The 21,893-nt window shown below is 67.8% G+C and carries 22 protein-coding genes; 17 read left to right on the top strand and 5 right to left on the bottom strand.

Annotated features, from left to right (window positions below):
- Window positions 1–96: 96 nt before the first annotated feature.
- On the bottom strand, window positions 97–624 hold the full coding sequence (locus C1925_RS07560) for a hypothetical protein (RefSeq protein ID WP_108768349.1): 528 nt from the start codon (window positions 622–624) through the stop codon (window positions 97–99).
- 72 nt (window positions 625–696) lie between these two features.
- Here C1925_RS07560 and C1925_RS07555 point away from each other — a divergent pair, with 72 nt between their 5' ends.
- Window positions 697–1,263, top strand: a complete 567-nt coding sequence (locus C1925_RS07555; RefSeq protein ID WP_108768348.1) for an N-acetylmuramoyl-L-alanine amidase — start codon at window positions 697–699, stop codon at window positions 1,261–1,263.
- 393 nt (window positions 1,264–1,656) lie between these two features.
- Here the strand turns inward: C1925_RS07555 and C1925_RS07550 are convergent, their stop codons facing one another.
- From C1925_RS07550 to C1925_RS07540, 3 genes are all read right to left on the bottom strand, one after another.
- Window positions 1,657–2,559 carry a sulfurtransferase gene (locus tag C1925_RS07550; protein WP_108768347.1) on the bottom strand — a complete coding sequence of 301 codons (903 nt, stop codon included), beginning with the start codon at window positions 2,557–2,559 and terminating at the stop codon, window positions 1,657–1,659.
- Window positions 2,556–3,368 carry a CoA pyrophosphatase gene (locus tag C1925_RS07545; protein WP_108770649.1) on the bottom strand — a complete coding sequence of 271 codons (813 nt, stop codon included), beginning with the start codon at window positions 3,366–3,368 and terminating at the stop codon, window positions 2,556–2,558. Before C1925_RS07545 ends, C1925_RS07550 begins: the two co-directional genes overlap by 4 nt.
- A 218-nt stretch (window positions 3,369–3,586) precedes the next feature.
- Window positions 3,587–4,288 (bottom strand): FKBP-type peptidyl-prolyl cis-trans isomerase N-terminal domain-containing protein, encoded by a 702-nt coding sequence (locus C1925_RS07540; RefSeq protein WP_108768346.1) that lies wholly within the window; start codon window positions 4,286–4,288, stop codon window positions 3,587–3,589.
- Window positions 4,289–4,454: 166 nt separating this feature from the next.
- Between C1925_RS07540 and C1925_RS07535 the strand changes: the two genes are divergently transcribed.
- From C1925_RS07535 to rnt, 16 genes are all read left to right on the top strand, one after another.
- A complete protein-coding gene (locus C1925_RS07535) occupies window positions 4,455–5,249 on the top strand; it encodes an enoyl-CoA hydratase-related protein (RefSeq protein WP_254051403.1) in 795 nt (264 codons plus the stop codon).
- A 4-nt stretch (window positions 5,250–5,253) separates the two neighbouring features.
- A complete protein-coding gene (locus tag C1925_RS07530; protein WP_108768345.1) occupies window positions 5,254–5,607 on the top strand; it encodes a hypothetical protein in 354 nt (117 codons plus the stop codon).
- The gene (gene nth, locus C1925_RS07525) at window positions 5,607–6,293 is read left to right on the top strand and encodes an endonuclease III (RefSeq protein ID WP_108768344.1); all 687 of its coding nucleotides are present in this window, start codon (window positions 5,607–5,609) and stop codon (window positions 6,291–6,293) included. Before C1925_RS07530 ends, nth begins: the two co-directional genes overlap by 1 nt.
- A gap of 250 nt (window positions 6,294–6,543) precedes the next feature.
- Window positions 6,544–7,755, top strand: coding sequence for an OprO/OprP family phosphate-selective porin (locus tag C1925_RS07520; RefSeq protein WP_108768343.1), 1,212 nt, complete (start codon window positions 6,544–6,546; stop codon window positions 7,753–7,755).
- A gap of 312 nt (window positions 7,756–8,067) precedes the next feature.
- Window positions 8,068–9,087, top strand: a complete 1,020-nt coding sequence (gene pstS / locus C1925_RS07515; RefSeq protein WP_108768342.1) for a phosphate ABC transporter substrate-binding protein PstS — start codon at window positions 8,068–8,070, stop codon at window positions 9,085–9,087.
- 427 nt (window positions 9,088–9,514) lie between these two features.
- The gene (gene pstS, locus C1925_RS07510; protein ID WP_079221294.1) at window positions 9,515–10,603 is read left to right on the top strand and encodes a phosphate ABC transporter substrate-binding protein PstS; all 1,089 of its coding nucleotides are present in this window, start codon (window positions 9,515–9,517) and stop codon (window positions 10,601–10,603) included.
- 79 nt (window positions 10,604–10,682) lie between these two features.
- Entirely contained in the window at window positions 10,683–11,651 is a 969-nt protein-coding gene (gene pstC, locus C1925_RS07505) for a phosphate ABC transporter permease subunit PstC (protein ID WP_108768341.1), read from the top strand.
- Window positions 11,651–12,514, top strand: a complete 864-nt coding sequence (pstA, locus tag C1925_RS07500) for a phosphate ABC transporter permease PstA (RefSeq protein ID WP_108764603.1) — start codon at window positions 11,651–11,653, stop codon at window positions 12,512–12,514. The genes pstC and pstA overlap by 1 nt, the downstream gene beginning before the upstream one ends.
- Before the next feature lie 19 nt (window positions 12,515–12,533).
- Window positions 12,534–13,364 (top strand): phosphate ABC transporter ATP-binding protein PstB, encoded by an 831-nt coding sequence (gene pstB / locus C1925_RS07495; RefSeq protein ID WP_108751511.1) that lies wholly within the window; start codon window positions 12,534–12,536, stop codon window positions 13,362–13,364.
- A gap of 65 nt (window positions 13,365–13,429) precedes the next feature.
- On the top strand, window positions 13,430–14,137 hold the full coding sequence (gene phoU, locus C1925_RS07490; RefSeq protein WP_079221290.1) for a phosphate signaling complex protein PhoU: 708 nt from the start codon (window positions 13,430–13,432) through the stop codon (window positions 14,135–14,137).
- Window positions 14,138–14,500: 363 nt separating this feature from the next.
- Complete coding sequence (locus C1925_RS07485) at window positions 14,501–14,857, top strand: hypothetical protein (RefSeq protein ID WP_108768340.1); 357 nt, start codon at window positions 14,501–14,503, stop codon at window positions 14,855–14,857.
- Window positions 14,844–15,719, top strand: coding sequence for a DUF692 domain-containing protein (locus tag C1925_RS07480; RefSeq protein WP_108768339.1), 876 nt, complete (start codon window positions 14,844–14,846; stop codon window positions 15,717–15,719). The genes C1925_RS07485 and C1925_RS07480 overlap by 14 nt, the downstream gene beginning before the upstream one ends.
- Window positions 15,712–16,467, top strand: coding sequence for a putative DNA-binding domain-containing protein (locus C1925_RS07475; protein ID WP_108768338.1), 756 nt, complete (start codon window positions 15,712–15,714; stop codon window positions 16,465–16,467). The genes C1925_RS07480 and C1925_RS07475 overlap by 8 nt, the downstream gene beginning before the upstream one ends.
- A gap of 27 nt (window positions 16,468–16,494) precedes the next feature.
- On the top strand, window positions 16,495–16,995 hold the full coding sequence (locus C1925_RS07470; RefSeq protein WP_108768337.1) for a DoxX family protein: 501 nt from the start codon (window positions 16,495–16,497) through the stop codon (window positions 16,993–16,995).
- 132 nt (window positions 16,996–17,127) lie between these two features.
- Complete coding sequence (locus tag C1925_RS07465) at window positions 17,128–17,445, top strand: RcnB family protein (protein ID WP_108768336.1); 318 nt, start codon at window positions 17,128–17,130, stop codon at window positions 17,443–17,445.
- Window positions 17,446–17,580: 135 nt separating this feature from the next.
- A complete protein-coding gene (rnt, locus tag C1925_RS07460; RefSeq protein ID WP_012510544.1) occupies window positions 17,581–18,165 on the top strand; it encodes a ribonuclease T in 585 nt (194 codons plus the stop codon).
- 641 nt (window positions 18,166–18,806) lie between these two features.
- On the opposite strand, the gene C1925_RS07455 is transcribed toward rnt, so the two are convergent.
- Window positions 18,807–21,764 (bottom strand): ligand-binding sensor domain-containing diguanylate cyclase, encoded by a 2,958-nt coding sequence (locus C1925_RS07455; protein ID WP_108768334.1) that lies wholly within the window; start codon window positions 21,762–21,764, stop codon window positions 18,807–18,809.
- Between the last annotated feature and the right edge of the window lie 129 nt (window positions 21,765–21,893).

Below are 21,893 nucleotides of genomic sequence, written 5' to 3'. Positions count from 1 at the left end.
GAAAGGAGGGCCGTGGACACGGCCGGCAGGCCCGCGCCGGGGGCGGCGGGGCTGCCATTGTAGTCAAAGCGGGCGGGCGCGCCGTGCGCCCGGGCTTCACAGCTGGCGCAGCAGGCGCTCGAAGGCCTGCGCGGAGGCCTCCACGTGGCGTTCCAGGCGGTGGCCGTCGTCCACCAGCAGCAGCTGCGCCGAGCGCGCCTGCGCCCAGGCGATGACCCCGGCGGCCGGCACCACCTCGTCATGCCAGGCCTGGACCACGGTGGTCGGCACGGCAGCGGCGTCCAGCGCCGGCATCGGGCCCATGGTGGTGGGCGGCACCATCAGGAACAGGCCGGCCACCGGCACCTGCAGCGAGGCGATGCCGGAAATGTAGGCGCCCAGGCTGGAGCCAGCCAGCACCACCGGGCCTTGGGTGGCGGCCGCGGCGGCACGCTCGACCAGACGCTGCAGGCGGGTGCGCACGTCGCCGACGCGGCTGATCTCGCTCATCGCGTCCAGGTCGGTGTAGTCGGGGCGCTCGTGGGTCCAGCCCAGGCGCTCGGCAACCTCGGCCAGGGCGGTGACCTTGGTGGCCTCCGGGCCGCTCTCGAAGCCGTGGGACAGGATGCAGTGGCCGCGGCTCATGCATGCGCTCCCAGGGAGCGGTTCAACGTCGATCGGGAAGGCAGGTTCATCCTGCAATGCTAGCATCGCCGCATGCCCACCCCGCTCCTGCCCGGCCTGCAGCTGCAGCCCCTGCCCTACCACGATCGCCTGCCCCTGCGTGATGCCGACAGCCTGCGGATGGTGGTGATCCACTGCACCGAGCTGCCCGACCTGGCGATGGCCCGCGAGTATGGCGAGCGCGTGCTGTATGACAGCGGCGCGGGCAACAGCGGGCATTTCTACATCGACCGCGACGGCAGCGTGGTGCAGTACGTGGCGCCGGAGCGCATCGCTCACCACGTGCGCGGCATGAACGCCGATACGGTGGGGATCGAGCTGGTCAACACCGGGCGTTACCCGCACTGGTTCGACAGCCGCCACCAGGCGATGGACGAGCCGTATACCGAGGCGCAGCTGGTGGCGCTGGAGGCGCTGCTGCTGGCGCTGGTGGCACGGTATCCGTCGCTGCAGCGCATCGCCGGGCATGACCAGCTGGATCTGGAGCAGGTGCCGGCCAGTGATGATGCGGGGCTGACGGTGGCGCGCAAGCGGGATCCGGGGCCGTTGTTTCCGTGGGCGCGGGTGCTGGCGAAGGTGCCGTTGCAGGGGTTGGGGTAATCGGCAGGGCTGCGCCCTGCACCTGCAGAGGCCGAAGCCAGAGCAACAACAGAAGCTGGCTTCCTGAGGGATGGCGGGGTGGGTCCGGTTGAGGGGGACGCTGCAAGTACGTCCCTGTAAGCTCGGTCGCCGCATCCATGCGGCTCACGCCCCCTCAACCGGACCCACCCCGCCTTCGACAGTTTCCCGCGATCTGTCGGGACTGCACGGGCTCTGACCCCAATCTGGAAGCTGCTGATGGTGGGTGCCGACCGTTGGTCGGCACGGGGTCAAATCAATCGAAATGCGCTTTTTGTAGAGTCGAGCCGCGCTCGACTGCGCCCTGCGCGACTACCCGCGCGATTGGGGTCAGAGCAGTTTCCCGTTGGGAAACGGATCCGACCCCGTGCGCTTTCAGGCGCCGGTGGCGACCGGGCGGGTGCTGTCGCTGACCCAGCCGCTCCAGGAGTCGGCGTAGATGCGGGCGCCGCTCAGGCCGGCGCTTTCCATCGCCAGCAGCAGGTGGCAGGCAGTCACGCCGGATCCGCACATCAGCACGACGCGCTCGGGGTCCTGGCTGCCGATCACGCCCTGCAGTTCGGCGCGCAGTTCCTGCGGGTCGCGCAGGCGGCCGTCGAGGACGTTCAAGGCGAACGGGCGGTTGACCGCGCCGGGCACGTGGCCGGCCACCGGGTCCAGCGGCTCGACTTCGCCACGGAAGCGCTCGCCGGCGCGGGCGTCGACCAGCCAGCCCGGGGCATGCTTGAGGCGCGCGGCGATTTCGTCGGCCGAGGCCACCTGGGTGGTGTCGAAGCGGCCCGGGTAAGGCGGCTGCGCGGTCACCTCGCTGTGGCCGGTGGCCAGCGCATGGCCCGCGGCCTGCCAGGCGGCAATGCCGCCGTCGAGCACGGCCACCCGGCTGTGGCCGAGCAGCCGCAGCAGCCACCACAGGCGGGCGGCCGCCATGCTGCCGTCGCTGCCGTCGTAGACCACGACCTGGGTGTCCGGCCCGATGCCCCACTGGCCCACGCGCGCGGCGAAGGTGTCGCTGTCGGGCAGTGGATGGCGGCCATGGCCGCTGCGGCGCAGGTCGGAAAGGTCCTGGTTGAGATCGGCATGGACCGCGCCGGGGATATGCCCGGCCGCGTACTGCCCTGCCCCGGCCTGCGGGTCAGCCAGCGCGGCGCGCGCATCCACCACGCGCACGGCCGTGCTGGCGGTGGCACGGGCATCGACCACGCGCACGTCGCCATCGAGGGCGGCGGCCAGCGTGGCGACATCGACCAGGGTGGTCCACGGCGGATCGATCGGCTTCATTGCACTTGCTCCAGACGGCGACGCAAGTTGTAGAGGATGGCAGCGGTTGCGCCCCAGATGCGCTGGCCAGGCCAGCCGTATTCGAGGACATGGCGCACGCGGCCACGATGGTTGATCTCGACCTGGCGCAGGTTGTCGGCGGCCATCAGGTAATCCAGCGGCACCTCGAACACCTCGGCCACCTCGCTCGGCTGCGGCACCGGCACGAAATCCGGATCGACCACCGCCACCACCGGGGTCACCCGGTAACCGGTGATGGTCACGAACGGATCGAGGTAGCCCAGCGCCTGCACCTGGCCCGGTGCCAGCGCGATTTCTTCCTGGCTCTCGCGCAGTGCGGCGGCCAGGGCATCGCGGTCGTCCGGCTCGGTGCGTCCACCGGGAAATCCGACCTGGCCACCATGGGTGCGCAGGGTCTCGGTGCGGCGGGTCAGGATGACCTGGGCACCGCCGGCACGCGGCACGATGCCGGCCAGCACCGCGGCTTCCACCGGCGGGCCGGGCGGCAGCAGGTCACTCAGTTCGCTGCGGTTCCAGCCATCGCCCTGCGGCGGTTCGGCCAGCGGATGCAGCGCGCGCAGCAGGCGTTCATGGTCGGCCAGTGATCCGCGCAGCGACTGCTGCAGCTGTTCGCGCAGGGGCTGCACGCGATGCAGGATGCGGCTGCGTTCGCGGTCGCTCATCGTCGACCACCCTGCGATTTCATCGATATGCCGCCCGCACCCGGCGCACAGCCGGTTGTGATCCAGCTTGCACACTCCAATGCAGGGGCTTGCGACAACACGCGCCGGTTCTTCCGTAGTTTGCACCCTGCAACAGTAGCGCGAATGGCTGCGGTTGGGGACGATCACGACACGCGGATGGGCGGTAGAGTCGACTGTCAGTCGACTATCGCGCGCAGCGCGGTAAGAGCAGTCGACCAACGGTCGACTCTACCGGGTTGGCGCACGCGCCCCGCAGCGGAAACAGAAACGCGCCGGTGGAAGCCACCGGCGCGTTGTCTGCATTGCATTGATGTTGCTTCGACTTACTTGACGCTGACCAGCTTGACTTCGAACTGCACCGCCACGTTCGGCGGGAAGCCGGTGCGCGGGTCGGCACCGTAGGCCTGATCCGGCGGCAGGGTGATTTCCCACTTCGAGCCAGCCGGCATCTGCAGCAGGGTCTCGCGCATGGCCTTCATTTCGACTTCGCTGACCTTGATCGACGGAATCTGCTGGGCCGGACGGGCTTCGGTCGGACGCTGGCCGAACGGGTACGGACCGGCCACTTCCAGCTGCACGGTGTTGGCCTGGGTCGGCTTGGCACCCTTGCCGGCTTCGATCACGCGGTACTGGACGCCGCTCGGCAGGGTCTGCACGCCCGCCTTGGCCTTGTTGGCCGCAACGAACTGGTCGCTCTTGGTCTTGTTTTCGGCAGCAGCCTTTTCGTACTCGGCCTTGGCGGCCTGGGCACGGCCCTGCTCACGCTTCTGGAACGCTTCAACGGCCGGCTTCAGCTGCTCGGCGGTGATCGCCGGCTGCTTCTTGGCGTAGGCGTCCTGCAGACCCTTCACCACCGAGTTGATGTCCAGCTGCTCACCACGACCGGTCAGCTCCGCCAGGTTGTTGCCGTAGTCGTAACCGAAGTAATAGCTCAGCTTGCCCTTTTCGGACGCGACGTCCTGGGCGAGGGCATTGCCCGTCAGGGCCAGGGCCGCGACGGCGACCGCGATAGAACGCAACTTCATCAAACAGTTCTCCAGGGGTGGTAACTCAGGGACGTTCTGCGCCGCCCTGAGGCGACGGGTTAGGATACCGGCCACAACGTGTAACCGCTACTGACCACGCAGGCTTTGACCCACCTGCGTTTCAAGAGTTCAATCTCACTTTTTTTTAACGTTCCAGGAGCTTTCCGTGGCCTCAGCCCCCGCCGACCAGCCCGTCGCCGTGACCGATGACGGTGCCGTCCGCACCCTCACCGTGCAGCGCCCGGAGAAGCTCAATGCCCTCAATGCCGCCACCCTGCAGGCCCTGGCCGAGGCGTTCAGCGCGGCGGCGGCCGACCCGGACGTCCGCGTGGTGGTGCTGACCGGCGCCGGCCCCAAGGCCTTCGTGGCCGGTGCCGACATCGCCGAAATGAACACCCTCAGCGCGGTTCAGGGACGTGATTTCTCGCTGCTCGGCCAAGCCCTGATGCGGCAGATCGAGCGCATGCCCAAGCCGGTCATCGCCCGAGTGAACGGCTTCGCGCTCGGCGGTGGGCTGGAGCTGGCCATGGCCTGCCACCTGCGCATCGCCGCTGATACCGCCAAGGTCGGCCAGCCGGAGATCAACCTGGGGCTGATCCCGGGCTTCGGCGGCAGCCAGCGCCTGCTGCGCCTGTGCGGCCGCGCCGCCACCCTGGAACTGTGCCTGCTGGGCGCCCCGATCGACGCCGAACGCGCCCTCGCGCTGGGCATCGTCAACCAGGTGGTGCCGGCAGCCGAACTCGACAACCGCGTGCAGGACGTCGCCAGGCAGCTGGCACGCTCGGCGCCGCTGGCCCTGCGCGGCCTGCTCGATGCCGTGCACGTGGGCGGCGAATGCAGCCTGGAAGCCGGCCTGGAGTATGAAAGCGCGCAGTTCGGCCTGCTGTTCGCCACCGAGGACATGCGCGAAGGCACCAGCGCGTTCCTGCAGCGCCGCCCGCCGGCCTTCCAGAACCGCTGACCCCATGGCATCCCGACCCAACCCCGTGCAGCTGTTTGCCCGGGTCCAGGCAGACGATCTCGATGGTGCCCTGCAGAACGGCCTGATGGACTACATCGCCGCCGATGCTGACGCACGGCTGCTGCCCGACCACCCGGAACTTCCGCAGCGGCTGCTGCAGGCACAACATGACCTGCGCACGGCCTGGGCCGCACGCGAACGCTATCGCGCACGCGCTGTGCGCCTGGCACGCCGCGAAGCCGAACGTGATGCACGTCGCACACCGGCACCGGCGCCCGATGTGAAACCCGCGCTGCCCGCTGCGGCGGCCGCGATCCTCGCCCGGGCCAAGGCCCGCGCCGCAGGCAAGGAACAGTAATGGCCACTGCAAAGAAGACCACGCGCGCACCTGCGCGTCGTGGCAGCGTGATGCCGCGCGCCGACGTGGTGGAAATGTTCACCCGCCTGCGCGAACTCAACCCGCACCCGAAGACCGAACTGGAATACAGCTCACCGTTCGAACTGCTGGTGGCGGTGGCACTGTCGGCGCAGGCCACGGACGTGGGCGTCAACAAAGCGACGCGACGCTTGTTTCCAGTAGCCAACACGCCGGCGAAGATCCTCGCGCTCGGTGAGGACGGCCTGAAGAAATACATCGCCACCATCGGCCTGTTCAACGCGAAGGCGAAGAACGTGATCGCCACGTGCGCGATCCTGCTGGAGAAGTACGACGGAGAAGTGCCACGCGATCGCGAGGCGCTCGAAGCCCTGCCCGGTGTCGGCCGCAAGACCGCCAACGTGGTGCTCAACACGGCGTTCGGCGAACCGGTGATGGCGGTCGACACGCACATCTTCCGCGTCTCCAACCGCACCGGGCTGGCACCGGGCAAGAATGTGCGCGAAGTGGAGGACCGCCTGGTGAAGGCGATCCCGGCCGAGTTCCTGCTCGATGCACACCACTGGCTGATCCTGCACGGTCGTTACGTGTGCAAGGCACGCAAGCCGGATTGCCCGGGCTGCGTGATTGCCGACCTGTGTCGCTTCAAGGAAAAAACCGTCGCATAGGCGTGCATCGCCAGGGTCGGATCCCTTTCGCAGAAAGGGCTCTGACCCGCCACCGAAAAGCATCCACGCATGGCGTGGATCTACTGCAATCCGTGCGCAACCCCAGCGTCACATGCAAGCGTTTACATCGTCAGCCCCTGACGCGACGGGGCCTGCGGCGGATCCCGGCCGCGCGCGAACTGTCACATTTACGCAATCTTTACCTTTTAGCCTGCGCGCATCTTCCCACCTGCCTGCAAGGCTCCTCTCCATGAAACTGCATCACCAACTCCTGACGGTGGCCGTGGCTGCTGCGCTGTACGTGCCGGCTGCACACGCTGAAGTCGCCATCGATGTGATCGGCGGTTCGGAAATCACCTTCGAAGGCCTGGTCCAGGCCGACGGCAACTGGTTCGACAATGACGTCGTGGACCTCAACGGCGGTGACGCCGGCAATGGCAAGGACAGCGAATTCGAACTGCGTCGCGCCGAGCTGGTGCTGAAGGGCAAGGGCCCGGGCAACGTGGAGTGGGTCGTCGGCTACGACGCCAAGGCTGACAAGTTCCTCGACACCAACGTCAAGTACAAGCTGCTGGGCAACGCCAACCACTTCATCCAGGCCGGCCAGTTCAAGCAGCCGAACAGCCTGGAAGAACTGTCCAGCACCAAGAACAACGACTTCATCTCCAAGGCTGCGGTCACCAACACCTACGCGGTCGCCCGCCGCCTCGGTGGCGCCTACAGCTACGGCCAGGACAACTGGTCGGTCACCGCCAGCGCCTTCGGCCGCGAACTGACCCGCAACCTGGCCCACGGCAGCGGCTACGGCGCACGCGGCACCTTCGCCCCGATCAACGAGAAGGGCCAGGTCCTGCACTTCGGCCTGAGCTACGTCGACTACGACGCCGACGCCGACACCCTGCGCGTGCGTGCCCGTCCGAACGCCGACCTGGCCACCGCGCGCCTGGTCGACAGCGGCAACATGACCGACACCGACCGCGTCAGCACCCTCGGCGCTGAAGCCATGTACTTCCAGGGTCCGTTCAAGGCCCAGGCCGAGTACTACAGCAGCAAGGCCAAGCGCTACGACCACGACAACTACACCAGCGACGGCTACTACGTCAGCGGCGTGTGGAACGTGACCGGCGAGACCTGGAGCTACAAGGGTGGCACCCCGGGCACCGGCCTGCCGAACAACCCGGCCGGCGGCCAGTGGCAGCTGGGCGTGCGTTATGACCACATGGATCTGAACGACGGCAACCTGTCGGCCAACCCGGTCGCCGGTCGTCCGCCGATCGTCGATGGCGTGCTGGGCGGCAAGATGGACATCTGGACCGTCGGCGCCAACTGGTACTGGCGTTCGAACTTCAAGTTCATGGTCAACTACGTGATGGTGGACAGCAAGAAGTACAGCTCCACCGCCCGCGGCTTCGTCAATGACGATCCGAACATCCTGGAAGCCCGCGCGCAGTTCTTCTGGTAAGACCTGACGCACGCGTTGCAACGAAGGCACGGCTCCGGCCGTGCCTTCGTCGTTTCAGCGCCCGTTCGCCCCCGCCACCCGGTGGCCACACCTGCGCAGCATCGGCGCCGGAGCAGCGCCGTGGAGGCCGCGAAGCCCCATTCCCTGCCCTGTCCAGAAGGCCTTGCGGGCCCTCTGGCGCGGGTTCCGGGACATTCATGACGGGTGTCACGATTGCGTCATATGACAGACGCGGGCGTGTCACGTAACCGTTATGGAATGTGCACCGAAACGTCGGGCAGCCGCCCTTCGACCACCCCAGGAGTCTCTCCCGTGATCAACGCCTTCAAGTCGCGCGCCGCTGTCGCCATCCTGGCTGCATCGTCCGTGTTTGCCGCCAACGCCGCCGATGTCACCGGCGCGGGCGCTTCGTTCATCTACCCGGTCATGTCCAAGTGGTCGGCGGACTACAGCACCGCGACCGGCAAGAAGGTCAACTACCAGTCGATCGGTTCCGGTGGTGGTATCGCCCAGATCAAGGCGGCAACCGTGGACTTCGGTTCCTCCGATGCCCCGCTGAAGCCGGAAGAGCTGGCTGCGGCCGGCCTGGCCCAGTTCCCGTCGGTCATCGGCGGCGTGGTGCCGGTCATCAACGTTGCCGGCGTCGCCCCGGGCGCGCTGAAGCTGGACGGCCCGACCCTGGCCAACATCTTCCTGGGCAAGATCAAGACCTGGAACGACCCGGCCATCGCTGCCCTGAACAGCGGCCTGACCCTGCCGAACGCCAAGATCACCATCGTCCACCGTTCGGACGGTTCGGGCACCACCTTCAACTTCGTCAACTACCTGTCCAAGGTCAGCCCGGAGTGGAAGAGCAAGGTCGGTGAAGGCACCTCGGTCCAGTGGCCGGCCGGCATCGGCGGCAAGGGTAACGAAGGCGTCGCGGCCTACGTGAAGCAGATCAAGGGTGGCATCGGCTACGTCGAGCTGTCCTACGCCCTGCAGAACAAGATGTCCTACGCGGCGATGAAGAATGCTGCCGGCAAGATCGTGCAGCCGTCGGACGCCTCGTTCTCGGCCGCGGCCGCCAGCGCTGACTGGGCCAATGCCAAGGACTTCTACCTGGTCATGACCAACGCCCCGGGCGAGCAGGCCTGGCCGATCACCGCCACCAACTTCATCCTGGTGCGCAAGCAGCCGAAGAACGTGGCCGGCGCCAAGTCGACCCAGGAATTCTTCCGCTGGATCTACAAGAACGGCGACGCCCAGGCCAAGCAGCTGGACTACGTGCCGCTGCCGGACACCCTGGTCAAGCAGATCGAGACCTACTGGTCGCAGAACCTGAAGTACTGAGCAAGGCGTTCCCCCGCAGGAACGGGGGTCGGCGGGTCCTCTCTCCCCCGCCGATCCCAACCGGGCGCTGGACCTTCGGGTCTGGCGCCTTTCTCTTTTGGGGGCCCGGCACGGCCCCAGCCCTTGTAGAGCCGAGCCCATGCTCGGCTGCTTTTCGCCTTTGTAGAGTCGAGCCATGCTCGACTACGGCCCGTCAGCCGAGCATGGGCTCGACTCTACAAAAGCGAAAAGTGCCCGCCCGCCGCGCGCAGTCCAGCGCCCCGGGCGGCGCCGGGCAGCCCCGCCACAGGGCCGCTGACCCCGTGAAACCCTTGTCAGAACGTGATGTCCGACACCTCTGTCATGGACGTCATACGGCTGTAACAAAAACATCATTTCATAGCCGCATCCGCCGACGCCGTCGGCTCTTCCCCGCTATGGAGTGAACATGAAACTGCACTCGGCCGGCCTCGCCGCCCTTTCCCTGGCCATCGCCCTGGGCCTGTCGGCCTGCGGTGGCGACAAGCAGGCTGCACAGCAGCCGGCTGCCGACGCAGCCGCCGCCCCGGCCGCTGCCGGCGACAAGGTGACCGCCGAGGTCTCCGGCGCTGGCGCTTCCTTCATCTTCCCGCTGGTGTCCAAGTGGTCGGCCGACTACAACACCGCCACCGGCGCCAAGATCAACTACCAGTCGATCGGTTCGGGCGGCGGCATCGCCCAGATCAAGGCCGGCACCGTTGATTTCGGTTCCTCCGACAAGCCGCTGAGCAGCGACGAGCTGGCCCAGGCCGGCCTGGCCCAGTTCCCGTCGGCCATCGGCGGCGTGGTGCCGGTCGTCAACATCGAAGGCCTGGAAGCCGGCAAGCTGCGCCTGACCGGCGCCCTGCTGGCCGACATCTTCCTGGGCAAGGTCAAGACCTGGAACGACCCGGCCATCGCCGCGGCCAACCCGGGCGTGACCCTGCCGGACGGCAAGATCACCATCGTCCACCGTTCGGACGGTTCGGGCACCACCTTCAACTTCTCCAACTACCTGTCCAAGGTCAGCCCGGAGTGGAAGACCAAGGTCGGCGAAGGCACCTCGGTGCAGTGGCCGGACGGCGTCGGTGGCAAGGGCAACGAAGGCGTTGCCTCCTACGTGAAGCAGATCAAGGGCTCCATCGGCTACGTCGAGCTGGCCTACGCCCTGCAGAACGCCATGCCGTACACCGCCCTGCAGAACGCCGCAGGCACCTGGGTGCAGCCGAACGCTGAAACCTTCGCCGCCGCTGCTGCCAGCGCCGACTGGGCCAGCGCCAAGGACTTCAACCTGGTCATCACCAACGCCCCGGGCGAGCAGGCGTGGCCGATCACCGCCACCAACTTCATGCTGATGCAGAAGAAGCCGAAGGACGCCAAGCGCAACCAGGACACCCTGGCCTTCTTCAAGTGGGCCTTCGAGAACGGCCAGACCCAGGCCAACGAGCTGCACTACGTGCCGCTGCCGGCCGAACTGACCAAGCAGATCGAGGCCTACTGGGGCACCGAGCTGAAGTGATGGACCCGACGGTGCCCGCCCCGCGCGGGCACCGTCACTTCCACGTCGTGCCGCCCCCTTTCCTGGCCCTGCCGTCCCCATGAATGCCATCGCCCAGCCTGTAGCAGCCCCGTCCACGCGCGATGCGCGTGATGCCCGCAACGACAAACTGTTCCGATGGGTGCTGGTCGGCACCGTCATCTTCGTCCTGATCGCCCTGGCCTGCGCCGCGCTGTCCATGCTGTGGGGCGGCCGCCATGCCCTGCAGATGCAGGGCATGAGCTTCTTCTTCTCTTCCGACTGGAATCCGGTCGAAAACAAGTTCGGCGCCCTCGCCCCGATCTACGGCACCCTGGTCACCGCGTTCATCGCGATGGTCATCGCCGTGCCGGTCAGCTTCGGCATCGCCTTCTTCCTCACCGAAGTCGCGCCGCGCTGGCTGCGTGGCCCGGTCGGTACCGCCATCGAACTGCTGGCCGGCATCCCCTCGATCATCTACGGCATGTGGGGCCTGTTCGTGCTGGTGCCGGTGATGACCGAGTACGTCACCCCGTTCCTCAACGAAACCCTCGGCGAATGGCCGATCATCGGCCCGATGTTCCAGGGCCCGCCGCTGGGCATCGGCATGCTCACTGCCGGCTTCGTGCTGGCCATCATGGTCATCCCGTTCATCTCCTCGGTGATGCGCGAAGTGTTCCTGACCGTGCCGACCCGCCTGAAGGAATCGGCCTACGCGCTGGGTTCCACCAAGTGGGAAGTGAGCTGGGACATCGTCCTGCCCTACACCCGCTCGGCCGTCATCGGCGGCGTCTTCCTCGGCCTCGGCCGTGCCCTGGGCGAAACGATGGCCGTGGCCTTCGTGATCGGCAACAGTGTGCGCCTGTCGCCCTCGCTGCTGGAACCGGGCACCACCATCGCCGCGCTGATCGCCAACGATTTCGGCGAGGCCACTGAAACCTACCGCTCGGCGCTGCTGCTGCTCGGCTTCGTCCTGTTCATCGTCACCTTCGTCGTGCTGGCCATCGCCCGCCTGATGCTGATGCGCCTGTCCCGCAAGGAGGGCAACTGATGTCCACCACCGCTGACTCCCTGTACCTGCGCCGCCGCATCGGCAACGTCATCGCCATCGCGCTGTCCTGTGCCACCGCCCTGTTCGGCCTGTTCTTCCTGGGCTGGATCCTGTTCACCCTGGCCTCCAAGGGCCTGGCCGGCATCAATCTTGATCTGTTCACCAAGATGACGCCGCCGCCGATGCAGGAAGGCGGCCTGGCCAATGCCTTCTTCGGCAGCGCGGTGATGTGTGCGCTGGCGATCGGCATCGGCACCCCGCTGGGCGTGCTGGCCGGTACCTGGCTGGCCGAGTACGGCAACGCCCGCAAGGCCGGCACCGTGGTCCGCTTCGTCAACGACATCCTGTTGTCGGCACCGTCCATCGTGCTGGGCCTGTTCGTCTACACCCTGTACGTGATGCAGACCGGCGGCAACTTCTCCGCCTTCGCGGGTGCCCTGTCGCTGGCCTTCATCGTGCTGCCGGTGGTGGTGCGCACCACCGACGAGATGCTGCGCCTGGTGCCTTCGCAGATGCGCGAAGCCGCCCTGTCGCTGGGCATCCCGCAGTGGAAGGTGATCGTGCAGGTGCTGTACCGCAGTGCATCGGCCGGCATCATCACCGGCATCCTGCTGGCGCTGGCCCGCATTTCCGGCGAAACCGCACCGCTGCTGTTCACCGCCTTCGGCAACCAGTACTGGAACAACAACATCTTCCAGCCGATGGCTTCGGTGCCGGTGGTGATGAACCAGTTCGCCGGCAGCCCGTATGAATCCTGGCAGGTGCTGGCCTGGGCCGGCGCCCTGGTGCTGACTGTCTTCGTGTTGCTGGTCAGCCTTGCCGCCCGTGGCATCCTGCTGCGCAACCGTATCTCCCATGACTGACCTTTCCGTGGATAACGCCATGAACGACCTCTCCAACGCCGTGCCCATGCAGCGCATCGCGGTGCCGGCCTCGCACGAGAACCTGCACACGCCGTCGCCGGTCAAGCTGGCCGCGCGTGGTCTGGACTTCTACTACGACAAGTTCCACGCCCTGAAGGGCATCAACCTTGAGATCCCGGAAAAGCGCGTGACCGCGCTGATCGGTCCCTCCGGTTGCGGCAAGTCGACCCTGCTGCGCATCTTCAACCGCATCTACGCGCTGTACCCGAAGCTGGAAGCGCGTGGTGAGGTGCTGCTGGACGGCGAGAACATCCTCTCGCCGAAGTACCCGATGAACCGCCTGCGCAGCAAGGTCGGCATGGTGTTCCAGAAGCCGGTGCCGTTCCCGATGACCATCTTCGAGAACGTGGCCTACGGCATCCGCCACCACGAGAAGCTGAGCAAGGCCGACATGGCCGACCGCGTCGAGCAGGCGCTGCGCCAGGGCGCGCTGTGGGACGAAGTGAAGGACAAGCTGGGGCAGAGCGCCCTGGGCCTGTCCGGTGGCCAGCAGCAGCGTCTGTGCATTGCCCGTGCCGTGGCCCTGCGCCCGTCGGTGCTGCTGCTGGACGAGCCGACCTCGGCGCTGGACCCGATCTCGACCAGCCGCATCGAGCAGCTGGTGGAAGAGCTCAAGCACGAGTACACCATCGTCATCGTCACCCACAACATGCAGCAGGCAGCGCGCGTGTCCGACTACACCGCCTTCATGTACCTGGGCGACCTGATCGAGCACGACCGTACCGAAGTGATCTTCTCGCAGCCCTCGCAGCGGCAGACCGAGGACTACATCACCGGTCGTTTCGGCTGATTGGTGTCGTCCCCTCGCCACATGTCCCAGCCAGGCGCAGCCTGGCTCTACCCGGATTGCAGACCATGAATCTTCCCAACGACCACATCGTCAAGAGCTACGACGAAGAGCAGCAGCGCCTGGTGGCCGAAATCGTGCGCATGGGCGAGATGGCCGTCGCCCAGCTGGAGGCGTCGATGGACGTCATCGAGAAGCGCGACGAGAACGCCGCCCACCGCATCATCGCCAACGATGAAGCCATCGACCAGCTGGAGCAGCAGATCAGCCACGACGTGATGCGCCTGGCCCTGCGTGGCCCGATGGCCCGCGACCTGCGCGAGATCCTGGCCGGCCTGCGCATCCCGGCCGACATCGAACGCATCGGTGACTACGCCGCGAACGTGGCCAAGCGTTCGATCGCGCTGGGCAAGGTGCCGCCGCTGCCGCAGATCCAGGGCCTGCGCGCCCTCGGCCGCCTGGCCGCGCAGCAGGTGCGCCGCGCCATCGCCGCCTACCGCGACAACGACGCCGAAGCCGCCATCGCCCTGCGCCAGGACGACGCCCGCCTGGACGCGCAGTACACCGCGCTGTTCCGCGAGCTGCTGACCTACATGATGGAAGACCCGCGCAACATCACCCCATGCACCCACCTGCTGTTCATGGCCAAGAACCTGGAGCGCGTGGGCGACCACGCCACCAACATCGCCGAGAACGTGTGGTTCCTGGTGCACGGTGAGCAGCCGCTGCCGCCGCGCGAGAAGCGCGACGAGACGTCGAGCACCGACCACGTCTGATACTGCGCTGCAACAGCGGAAACGCGTCCGGGGGCCCCTGTCGGCATGACAGGGGCCTTTTTTGTACGCGCGATCCGGGCATTCATCCACGCATGGCGTGGATCTACTGGGCCGGTGGTAGATCCACGCCATGCGTGGATGCCGTGCCCGCCCCCCCCCTTCCCGCCTACGGCAAACCTCACGAAAATTTGAATTGCCGGCCGGTGGTAGATCCACGCCATGCGTGGATGCCGTGCCCGCCCCCCCTTCCCGCCTGCGGCAAACCTCACGAAAATTTGAGGTCTCGGCGAGGATTCCTTGAGTACGATCGCAGCATCATCGTTTCACCCCGGGCGCCCGCCCACCACCCAAGGAGTACGACCGATGAGCAGTTCCAACAAGACCCTCTCCCTGCTGACCGCCACCGCACTGGCCGCAGGCTTGGGCGTGACTGCCAGTGCTTCGGCCCTGAGCATGACCGACCTTGCCCAGGGCTACCTGGTGGCCGGCCAGGCGGCCAAGGCGGGTGATGCAAAGGCCGCCGACAGCAAGGCCGGTGACGCCGCCAAGCATGCCGAGGGCAAGTGCGGTGCCGACGGCAAGAGCGCCGAAGGCAAGTGTGGCGCCGACAAGGGCAAGGCCAAGGCCGGCGCGGGTGCCGAAGCCAAGGCCAAGACCGCCGGCGACAAGAAGGCCGCCGAAGGCAAGTGCGGCGAAGGCAAGTGCGGTGCCAAGCACTGACGCTGCCGCCAGCGTCGTCCACCCACGGCTGCCGCTGCCTGCGGCGGCCGTCGGGCTGGGCCTGCGGCGTGCGCTGCTGCAGGACCTGCACGACGCCCCGGCCGGCGATTTTGACTTCCTGGAATGCGCGCCGGAAAACTGGATCAACGTCGGTGGGCCGGCCGGCGATGCCCTGGACGAACTGGCCCGGCGCCACCCCTTGAGCTGCCATGGCCTGTCGCTGTCGCTGGGCGGCAGCGCCCCCCTGGATACCCAGCTGCTGCAGCAGGTCGGCCGTTTCCTGGAGCGCCACCGCGTGCCGCTGTACAGCGAGCACCTGAGTTACTGCAGCGACGACGGCCAGCTGTACGACCTGCTGCCGATTCCCTTCACCGACGAAGCCGTGCGCCATACCGCCGCGCGCATCGCCCGCGTGCAGGACCTGCTGGGCCGCCGCATCGCGGTGGAGAACGTGTCCTATTACCTGGCCCCGCAGCCGGCAATGGACGAACTGGCCTTCACCAACGCGGTGCTGGCCGAGGCCGACTGCGACCTGCTGCTGGACGTCAACAACGTGTACGTCAACGCCTGCAACCATGGCTACGATGCCGACGCCTTCATCGCCGGGCTGCCCGCGCAGCGCATCGTCTGCGTGCACGTGGCCGGCCACCTGGACGAGGCGCCCGACCTGAAGATCGATACCCACGGCAGTGCGGTGATCGACCCGGTGTGGGCGCTGCTGGAGCGCAGCTACGCCCGCTTCGGGCCGCGCCCGACCCTGCTGGAACGCGATTTCAACTTCCCGCCCTACGCCGAACTGCAGGGCGAGCTGCGTACCATCCGCCGTCTGCAGGGCACACCGCGCGAGGTCGCCCATGGCTGATGCGCCCGAGCGCCTGCGCGCGCAGCAGCATGCATTCACCGCGCACCTGCGCGACCCGCAGCAGGTGGCGGCCCCGGCCGACCTCGACCCGCGGCGGGTCGCGGTCTACCAGCGGCTGCTGTCCAGCAACCTGCTGGGCCTGCTCGGCAACAGTTTCCCGGTCTGCGTGCGCCTGCTCGGCGAAGCGGCCTGGGCCGAGCTGGTCCGCCACTACTTCGCCCACCACCGCGCACGCACGCCGCTGTTCACCGCGGTGGCGGCCGAATTCGTGCACTGGCTGCAGGCACAGCCCGAGCTGCCGCACCCGGCGCTGGCCGAGCTGGCCCACTACGAGTGGGTGGAAACCGATCTGTACCAGCGTGCGGCCGAGCCATTGCCACCGGCCCCGGGCATCGACCCGCTGCAGGAACCGCTGCGCTGCTCACCGCTGGCCTGGCCGCTGCTGTACGCGTGGCCGGTCCACCGCCTCGGCGCCGATGACGCACCGGTCGCCCCTGCGGCCGAACCGACCGGCCTGCTGGTCCGCCGCGACGGCGATGGCGTGGTGCGCTTCGCCCAGCTCAGCCCGTTGGCCGCGCACCTGCTGATCCTGATCGACGAGGCGCCGGGAGCCACCGGCGGGCAGCAGCTGCAGCAGCTCGCCACCCTGCACCACCTCGACGCCGATGCGTTGATCGAACCTGGCACCCAGCTGCTGCAGCAGTTCCTGCAGGCCGGTGTGATCGGCCCGCTGCCCGCCGTGGCCTGATACCCCCAACGAGGAGTTCCCCCCGTGATGAACACCCTGCCCCTGGCCGCCGTGCGCGGCCAGCTGGATCGCTGCGGCCCGTGGTTGGCGCCGCTGGGCCTGCGCCTGCTGCTGGCCTGGGAATATTTCGAGTCCGGCCGCGAGAAGCTGCTGGGCGAGAACTGGTTTGCCGAACTGCAGGGCGCGTTCCCGTTCCCGTTCGACCTGCTGCCCGCCGGCGTGAACTGGCAGCTGGCGACCTGGTTCGAGCTGGCCGGCGCGGCCTGCCTGCTGTTCGGGCTCGGCACCCGCTTCGCCGCGGCGAGCCTGCTGGTGCTGACCGTGGTGGCCACCTATGCCGTGCACTGGCCGATGCACTGGCATTCGCTGGGTGATCTGGCGATGGGCTATGCGATCAGCGACCAGGGCTTCGGCAACTTCAAGCTGCCGGTGCTGTTCATGGCGATGCTGCTGCCGCTGCTGTTCAACGGTGCCGGGCGCCTGAGCGTGGACGCGTGGGTGGCCGGCCGGACCACCGCGCCCCGGTAGTCGCGTCGGCCCCGTTACACGCCGATACGCACCGAAACCGCGCAAAAGGCCGATTTAATCGCCTATTCATCAAAAAAATCCGATGCTGGATCCGTGGCCTCGATGACCACGTCCTTCCCCCGGAGTTGCCCCATGAAGCGCCTGATTGCCGCCACCCTTTCGCTGGCCCTGCTGGCCACCGCCGTCTCGCCCGCGATGGCCGCTCCCTATGGCGCCGGTGGGCGCGACGACCACCACGGCCACAAGGATCACCACGACGACCGTCGCGATCCGCCCCGTCGCGGCCACAAGCTCGCCCGTGACCACCGCGGCGAGCACGTCCGCGATTACCGCCACCATGGCCTGCACGCCCCCGCCCGCGGCCAGGAATGGCGCAAGGTCGACGGCCGTTACGTGCTGATTGCCGTGGCCACCGGCGTCATCGCCGACGTGGTGCTGGCACGCCGCTGACCCGTGCACAGCGTCCCGGCCATGCGATGCGTGGCCGGGCGCTCAGGGTCGCTCTGCTAGAATCCGCGCATGACTGACCCCACCCCCGCAGCTGACGCCGCCCCTGTTTCCGTAATTCCGATGGCGCAGCGCGCGATGTCGCAACGCTTCCGCGGCTTCCTGCCGGTGGTGGTGGACGTGGAAACCGGCGGCTTCGACAGCCAGCGCAACGCGCTGCTGGAAATCGCCGCCGTGCCGATCGAGATGGACGAGAACGGCCTGCTCTACCCCGGCCAGACCGCCAGCGCCCACGTGGTCCCCGCCGAAGGGCTGGAGATCGATCCGAAGTCGCTGGAAGTGACCGGCATCATCCTCGACCATCCGTTCCGGCTGGCGAAGGAAGAAAAGGCGGCGCTGGACCACATCTTCACCCCGGTCCGCGCAGCGATGAAGAAGTACGGCTGCCAGCGCGCGATCCTGGTCGGGCACAACGCCCATTTCGACCTGGGCTTCGTCAATGCCGCCGTGGCCCGCACCGGCCACAAGCGCAACCCGTTCCATCCCTTCAGCGTGTTCGACACGGTCACCCTGGCTGGTATCGCCTATGGGCAGACGGTGCTGGCGCGTGCGGCCAATGCCGCCGGCCTGGGCTGGGATGCGAACGAGGCGCACAGCGCGGTGTACGACACCGAGCAGACCGCGCGGTTGTTCTGCACCATCGCCAACGCCTGGCCGCGGTAGATCCACGCCATGCGTGGATGAGATGCATCGGCCGTGCGGACCAACGGTCCGCACCCACCATCCAACCTGCCCGGTAGATCCACGCCATGCGTGGATGAAATGCATCGGCCGTGCGGACCAACGGTCCGCACCCACCGTCCAACCTGCCCGGTAGATCCACGCCATGCGTGGATGAAATGCATCGGCCGTGCGGACCAACGGTCCGCACCCACCGTCCAACCTGCCCGGTAGATCCACGCCATGCGTGGATGAGATGCATCGGCCGTGCGGTCCAACGGTCCGCACCCACCGTCCAACCTGCCCAGTAGATCCACGCCATGCGTGGATGAGATGCATCGGCCGTGCGGTCCAACGGTCCGCACCCACCATCCAACCTGCCCGGTAGATCCACGCCATGCGTGGATGAGATGCATCGGCCGTGCGGACCAACGGTCCGCACCCACCGTCCAACCTGCCCGGTAGATCCACGCCATGCGTGGATGAAATGCATCGGCCGTGCGGACCAACGGTCCGCACCCACCATCCAACCTGCCCGGTAGATCCACGCCATGCGTGGATGAGATGCATCGGCCGTGCGGACCAACGGTCCGCACCCACCATCCAACCTGCCCGGTAGATCCACGCCATGCGTGGATGGGGCATCACCCGATGCTGGTGCGGTCGCGGCCGTCGCTCTTGGCGCGGTACAGCGCGCGGTCGGCGCGCTGGTACAGCAGCGCCGGGGTGCGGTCGTCGTTGGCCAGTTCCACCAGGCCCGCGCTGAAGGTCACCCGCAGGCCCTTCACCCCGGCCCAGTCCGGATGGTCATGGAACAGGCCGCGCAGGCGCGCGCAGACCTGCGCCGCTTCTTCCAGGCGCGTGTCATTGAGCAGCAGCGCGAACTCTTCGCCACCGGTACGCGCCGGCAGGTCCGAATCGCGGCAGGCCGCGGCGATCACTTCAGCCACTTCCTTCAGCACCAGGTCGCCGACGCTGTGGCTGTAGGTATCGTTGACATCCTTGAAATGATCGATGTCCAGCACCACCAGGCTCAGCGGGTGGCCGCTGCGCTGCGAGCGGGCGAAATCGCGCGCCAGCGTCTCGTCGAAGCCGCGGCGGTTGGCCAGGCCGGTCAGCGCATCCTCGCGGGCCTGCCGCTCGAACGCCTCGGCCTGCCGCGCCAGGCGCTCGGCCAGCTCGGTCTTCTCCTGGTTCAACGCCTGCAGGTGCACCGTCTGCGCCTGCAGGTCGAAGGTCGCTTCATCCACGCGCCGCGCCAGGCGCAGGTTGCTGGCCTTGTACTGCTGCAGCAGGAACCGGTACAGCGCCACCAGCGCAGCCAGCAGCAGCAGGCCGATCAGCCCCTGCACGCTGTGCCGCTGCCACCAGAACGGCTGCACGGTGAAACTCCACACCGCCTCCTGCTGGCCCCAGGCACCGCCCGGGTGCGAGGCCGCCACATGCAGGGTGTAATCACCCGGCGGCAGGCCGACGAACTCGACGCTGCGCTGCGGGCCACGCTCGACCCAGCCGGCGTCCAGGCCTTCCAGCCGGGTGCGGTAACGGATGCGGTCGGACATCAGGTAGCTGAGGCCAACGAAGCTCACCGCCAGCCGGCGCCCGCCGGGAATCAGGTTGCGCTCGGGACCTTCCCAAAGCACCGGCGCGCCATCGACCTGCACGTTCTCGATCGCCGCCGGCGGCGCCGGGCGTTCGCGGAAGCGCTGCAGGCGCTGTGGGTCCACCGTGCTCAGGCCACCGGCGGTGACGACCCAGAAGGTGCCGTCCTGGCGCAGGATCGCCGAGGGCCCGGAACTGCCATTGGCCTGCGCGTTGGCCATGCCGTCGATCTCGTTGTAGCGCTCCACCGTCACTCGCGGCGCGCGCCCGTCGGCCACCGCGTTCAAGGTCGCCATGTCGGTGCGCAGCACGCCGCGGTTGCTGCTGATCCACACATTCCCCAGCCGGTCGGGCACCAGCTGGAACACGGTATCGACCGGCATGCCCTGTTCCAGGCCCACCCGCGACAGGCGGTTCTTGTACCAGCGGTACAGGCCACGGTCGCTGCTGATCCACATCGCTTCGCCGATCTGGTGGAAGCCGAACACACTGCGGCCGCCGCCCATCGGTGCCAGGTCGATGGACTGCACATGGTCGCCGCGCAGCACGCGGATGCCCTCGATGGTGCCGATCCACAGGTTGCCCTGGTGGTCGTGTTCCAGCGCGGTGATCAGACCGCCCGGCATGCCAGGTACGTCGGACACATGCACGCGTTCACCCTCGATGCGTACCACGCCCTTCTGCGTGCCAGCCCAGACCACGCCGGACGGATCGACGCTGATCGCGCGGATGTTGCCGCCCGGCATGCCATCGGCCGCATCGTAGTTGTGGCGCAGGCTGCCATCGGCGCGCAGGCGGTACACGCCGTCGCCGAAGGTGCCCACCCAGAGGTCGCCCTCAGGGCCTTGGGCCAGGCTGAGGACCGACGCCGCCTTGCCACCCCGGTTGTGCAGCGACATCGGCCGGAAGCGGCCGTCGGCGGTCTGCTGGTCCAGGCCGCTGGCACTGCCCACCCACAGCCGGCGGTCGCGGTCCTCGAACACGGTGCGCACGTAGTCACCGCTCAGGCCATCGCGCTCGGTGTAGCTGCTGAACAGCGTTTCGCGCAGGCGGTACAGGCCACCGTTGGCGCCGACCCAGATGCTGCCTTCGGCGTCCTCACGCAGGCTGACCACCCGCCCGCCGGGCAGGTTCAGGCCGGCCGGCAGGCGTTCCAGGCCGTGGCTGGAGATGCGCAGCAGGCCCTGGTTTTCGGTGCCCAGCCAGAGGTCGCCGTGGCGGTCCTGCAGCATCGCGGTCATGTGCAGCTGGCCGGGCAGGCTGTGGACCAGCACCAGGCGGTCATCCTCGACCCGGTACAGGCGCTCGCCGGCCACGATCCACAGGGCGCCATCGGGTGCGCGATAGGGCCAGGTCAGGCCCTTGTCCACGCCCCACTCGGCCGGCGCACGCTTGAGCTCGCCATCGTTGTCGCGCAGCACCAGGCCGTCGAGGGTGCCGATCCAGACCCGGTCCTGGGCGTCGACCACCAGCTTGGTGAAGCTCATCGCCAGCGGCAGGTCCGGCGGCGGCGGCTGGTAGACGATGCCGGTTTCCGGGGTCAGGTAGCCGATGCCCTTGCCTTCGTACAGCAGCCACAGTCGCCCCTGGCTGTCCATCTGCATCGACTGGATCAGCACTTCCGGGGTGTTGGCCTGGTGTTCCCAGACCCGCCACTGGCCGGCGTTGCTGCGGTAGGTCACGTTGCCGCGCGAATCACTGATCCACAGGCCGCCCTGGCGGTCCACCAGCAGCGCGCCGATGCCGTTGTCGCGCAGGCCCGGCCGCGTGCTGCGGTCGAACACGGTGAAATCCAGGCCGTTGTAGCGCACCAGGCCTTCCCAGGTGGCGAACCACAGGTGGCCTTCGGGGGTCTGGGCGATGTCGCGCAGCGAGTTGTGCGGCAGGCCGTTGCGCGAGGTCCACACGTCGATGGCGTAGTCGCGCAGCGGCGGCGCGACGGTCTGGGCCGCCAGCGGCGACGCCAGCAGCAGCAACAGCCACAGCACACCGAGCCGCAACAGGCGACCGATGTGGTGTTCCGGGTGGCGCCCCGCCAGGCGCCTGCCAGCCCCCTGACCGCCCATTACTGCAACGGCAGCGGCCAGGTGCGGTTGCCGCGCAGGGCAACAGGCAGGAACAGGAACAGC

The sequence above is a fragment of the Stenotrophomonas sp. SAU14A_NAIMI4_5 genome (genome assembly GCF_003086795.1).
In the GTDB taxonomy this organism is placed as follows: domain Bacteria; phylum Pseudomonadota; class Gammaproteobacteria; order Xanthomonadales; family Xanthomonadaceae; genus Stenotrophomonas.
This window is presented reverse-complemented; position numbering and strand designations above follow the sequence as displayed.

Bases quoted from the DNA above. Each gene is read 5' to 3' on its own strand.
- rnt (WP_012510544.1), top strand. From the start codon at position 17,581: ATGTCGCAACGCTTCCGCGGCTTCCTGCCGGTGGTGGTGGACGTGGAA.
- phoU (WP_079221290.1), top strand. From the start codon at position 13,430: ATGAATCTTCCCAACGACCACATCGTCAAGAGCTACGACGAAGAGCAG.
- C1925_RS07540 (WP_108768346.1), bottom strand. From the start codon at position 4,288: ATGAAGTTGCGTTCTATCGCGGTCGCCGTCGCGGCCCTGGCCCTGACG.
- nth (WP_108768344.1), top strand. From the start codon at position 5,607: ATGGCCACTGCAAAGAAGACCACGCGCGCACCTGCGCGTCGTGGCAGC.
- C1925_RS07520 (WP_108768343.1), top strand. From the start codon at position 6,544: ATGAAACTGCATCACCAACTCCTGACGGTGGCCGTGGCTGCTGCGCTG.
- pstB (WP_108751511.1), top strand. From the start codon at position 12,534: ATGAACGACCTCTCCAACGCCGTGCCCATGCAGCGCATCGCGGTGCCG.
- C1925_RS07550 (WP_108768347.1), bottom strand. From the start codon at position 2,559: ATGAAGCCGATCGATCCGCCGTGGACCACCCTGGTCGATGTCGCCACG.
- pstA (WP_108764603.1), top strand. From the start codon at position 11,651: ATGTCCACCACCGCTGACTCCCTGTACCTGCGCCGCCGCATCGGCAAC.
- C1925_RS07470 (WP_108768337.1), top strand. From the start codon at position 16,495: ATGAACACCCTGCCCCTGGCCGCCGTGCGCGGCCAGCTGGATCGCTGC.
- pstS (WP_079221294.1), top strand. From the start codon at position 9,515: ATGAAACTGCACTCGGCCGGCCTCGCCGCCCTTTCCCTGGCCATCGCC.
- C1925_RS07555 (WP_108768348.1), top strand. From the start codon at position 697: ATGCCCACCCCGCTCCTGCCCGGCCTGCAGCTGCAGCCCCTGCCCTAC.
- pstC (WP_108768341.1), top strand. From the start codon at position 10,683: ATGAATGCCATCGCCCAGCCTGTAGCAGCCCCGTCCACGCGCGATGCG.
- C1925_RS07530 (WP_108768345.1), top strand. From the start codon at position 5,254: ATGGCATCCCGACCCAACCCCGTGCAGCTGTTTGCCCGGGTCCAGGCA.
- C1925_RS07485 (WP_108768340.1), top strand. From the start codon at position 14,501: ATGAGCAGTTCCAACAAGACCCTCTCCCTGCTGACCGCCACCGCACTG.
- C1925_RS07560 (WP_108768349.1), bottom strand. From the start codon at position 624: ATGAGCCGCGGCCACTGCATCCTGTCCCACGGCTTCGAGAGCGGCCCG.
- C1925_RS07475 (WP_108768338.1), top strand. From the start codon at position 15,712: ATGGCTGATGCGCCCGAGCGCCTGCGCGCGCAGCAGCATGCATTCACC.
- C1925_RS07465 (WP_108768336.1), top strand. From the start codon at position 17,128: ATGAAGCGCCTGATTGCCGCCACCCTTTCGCTGGCCCTGCTGGCCACC.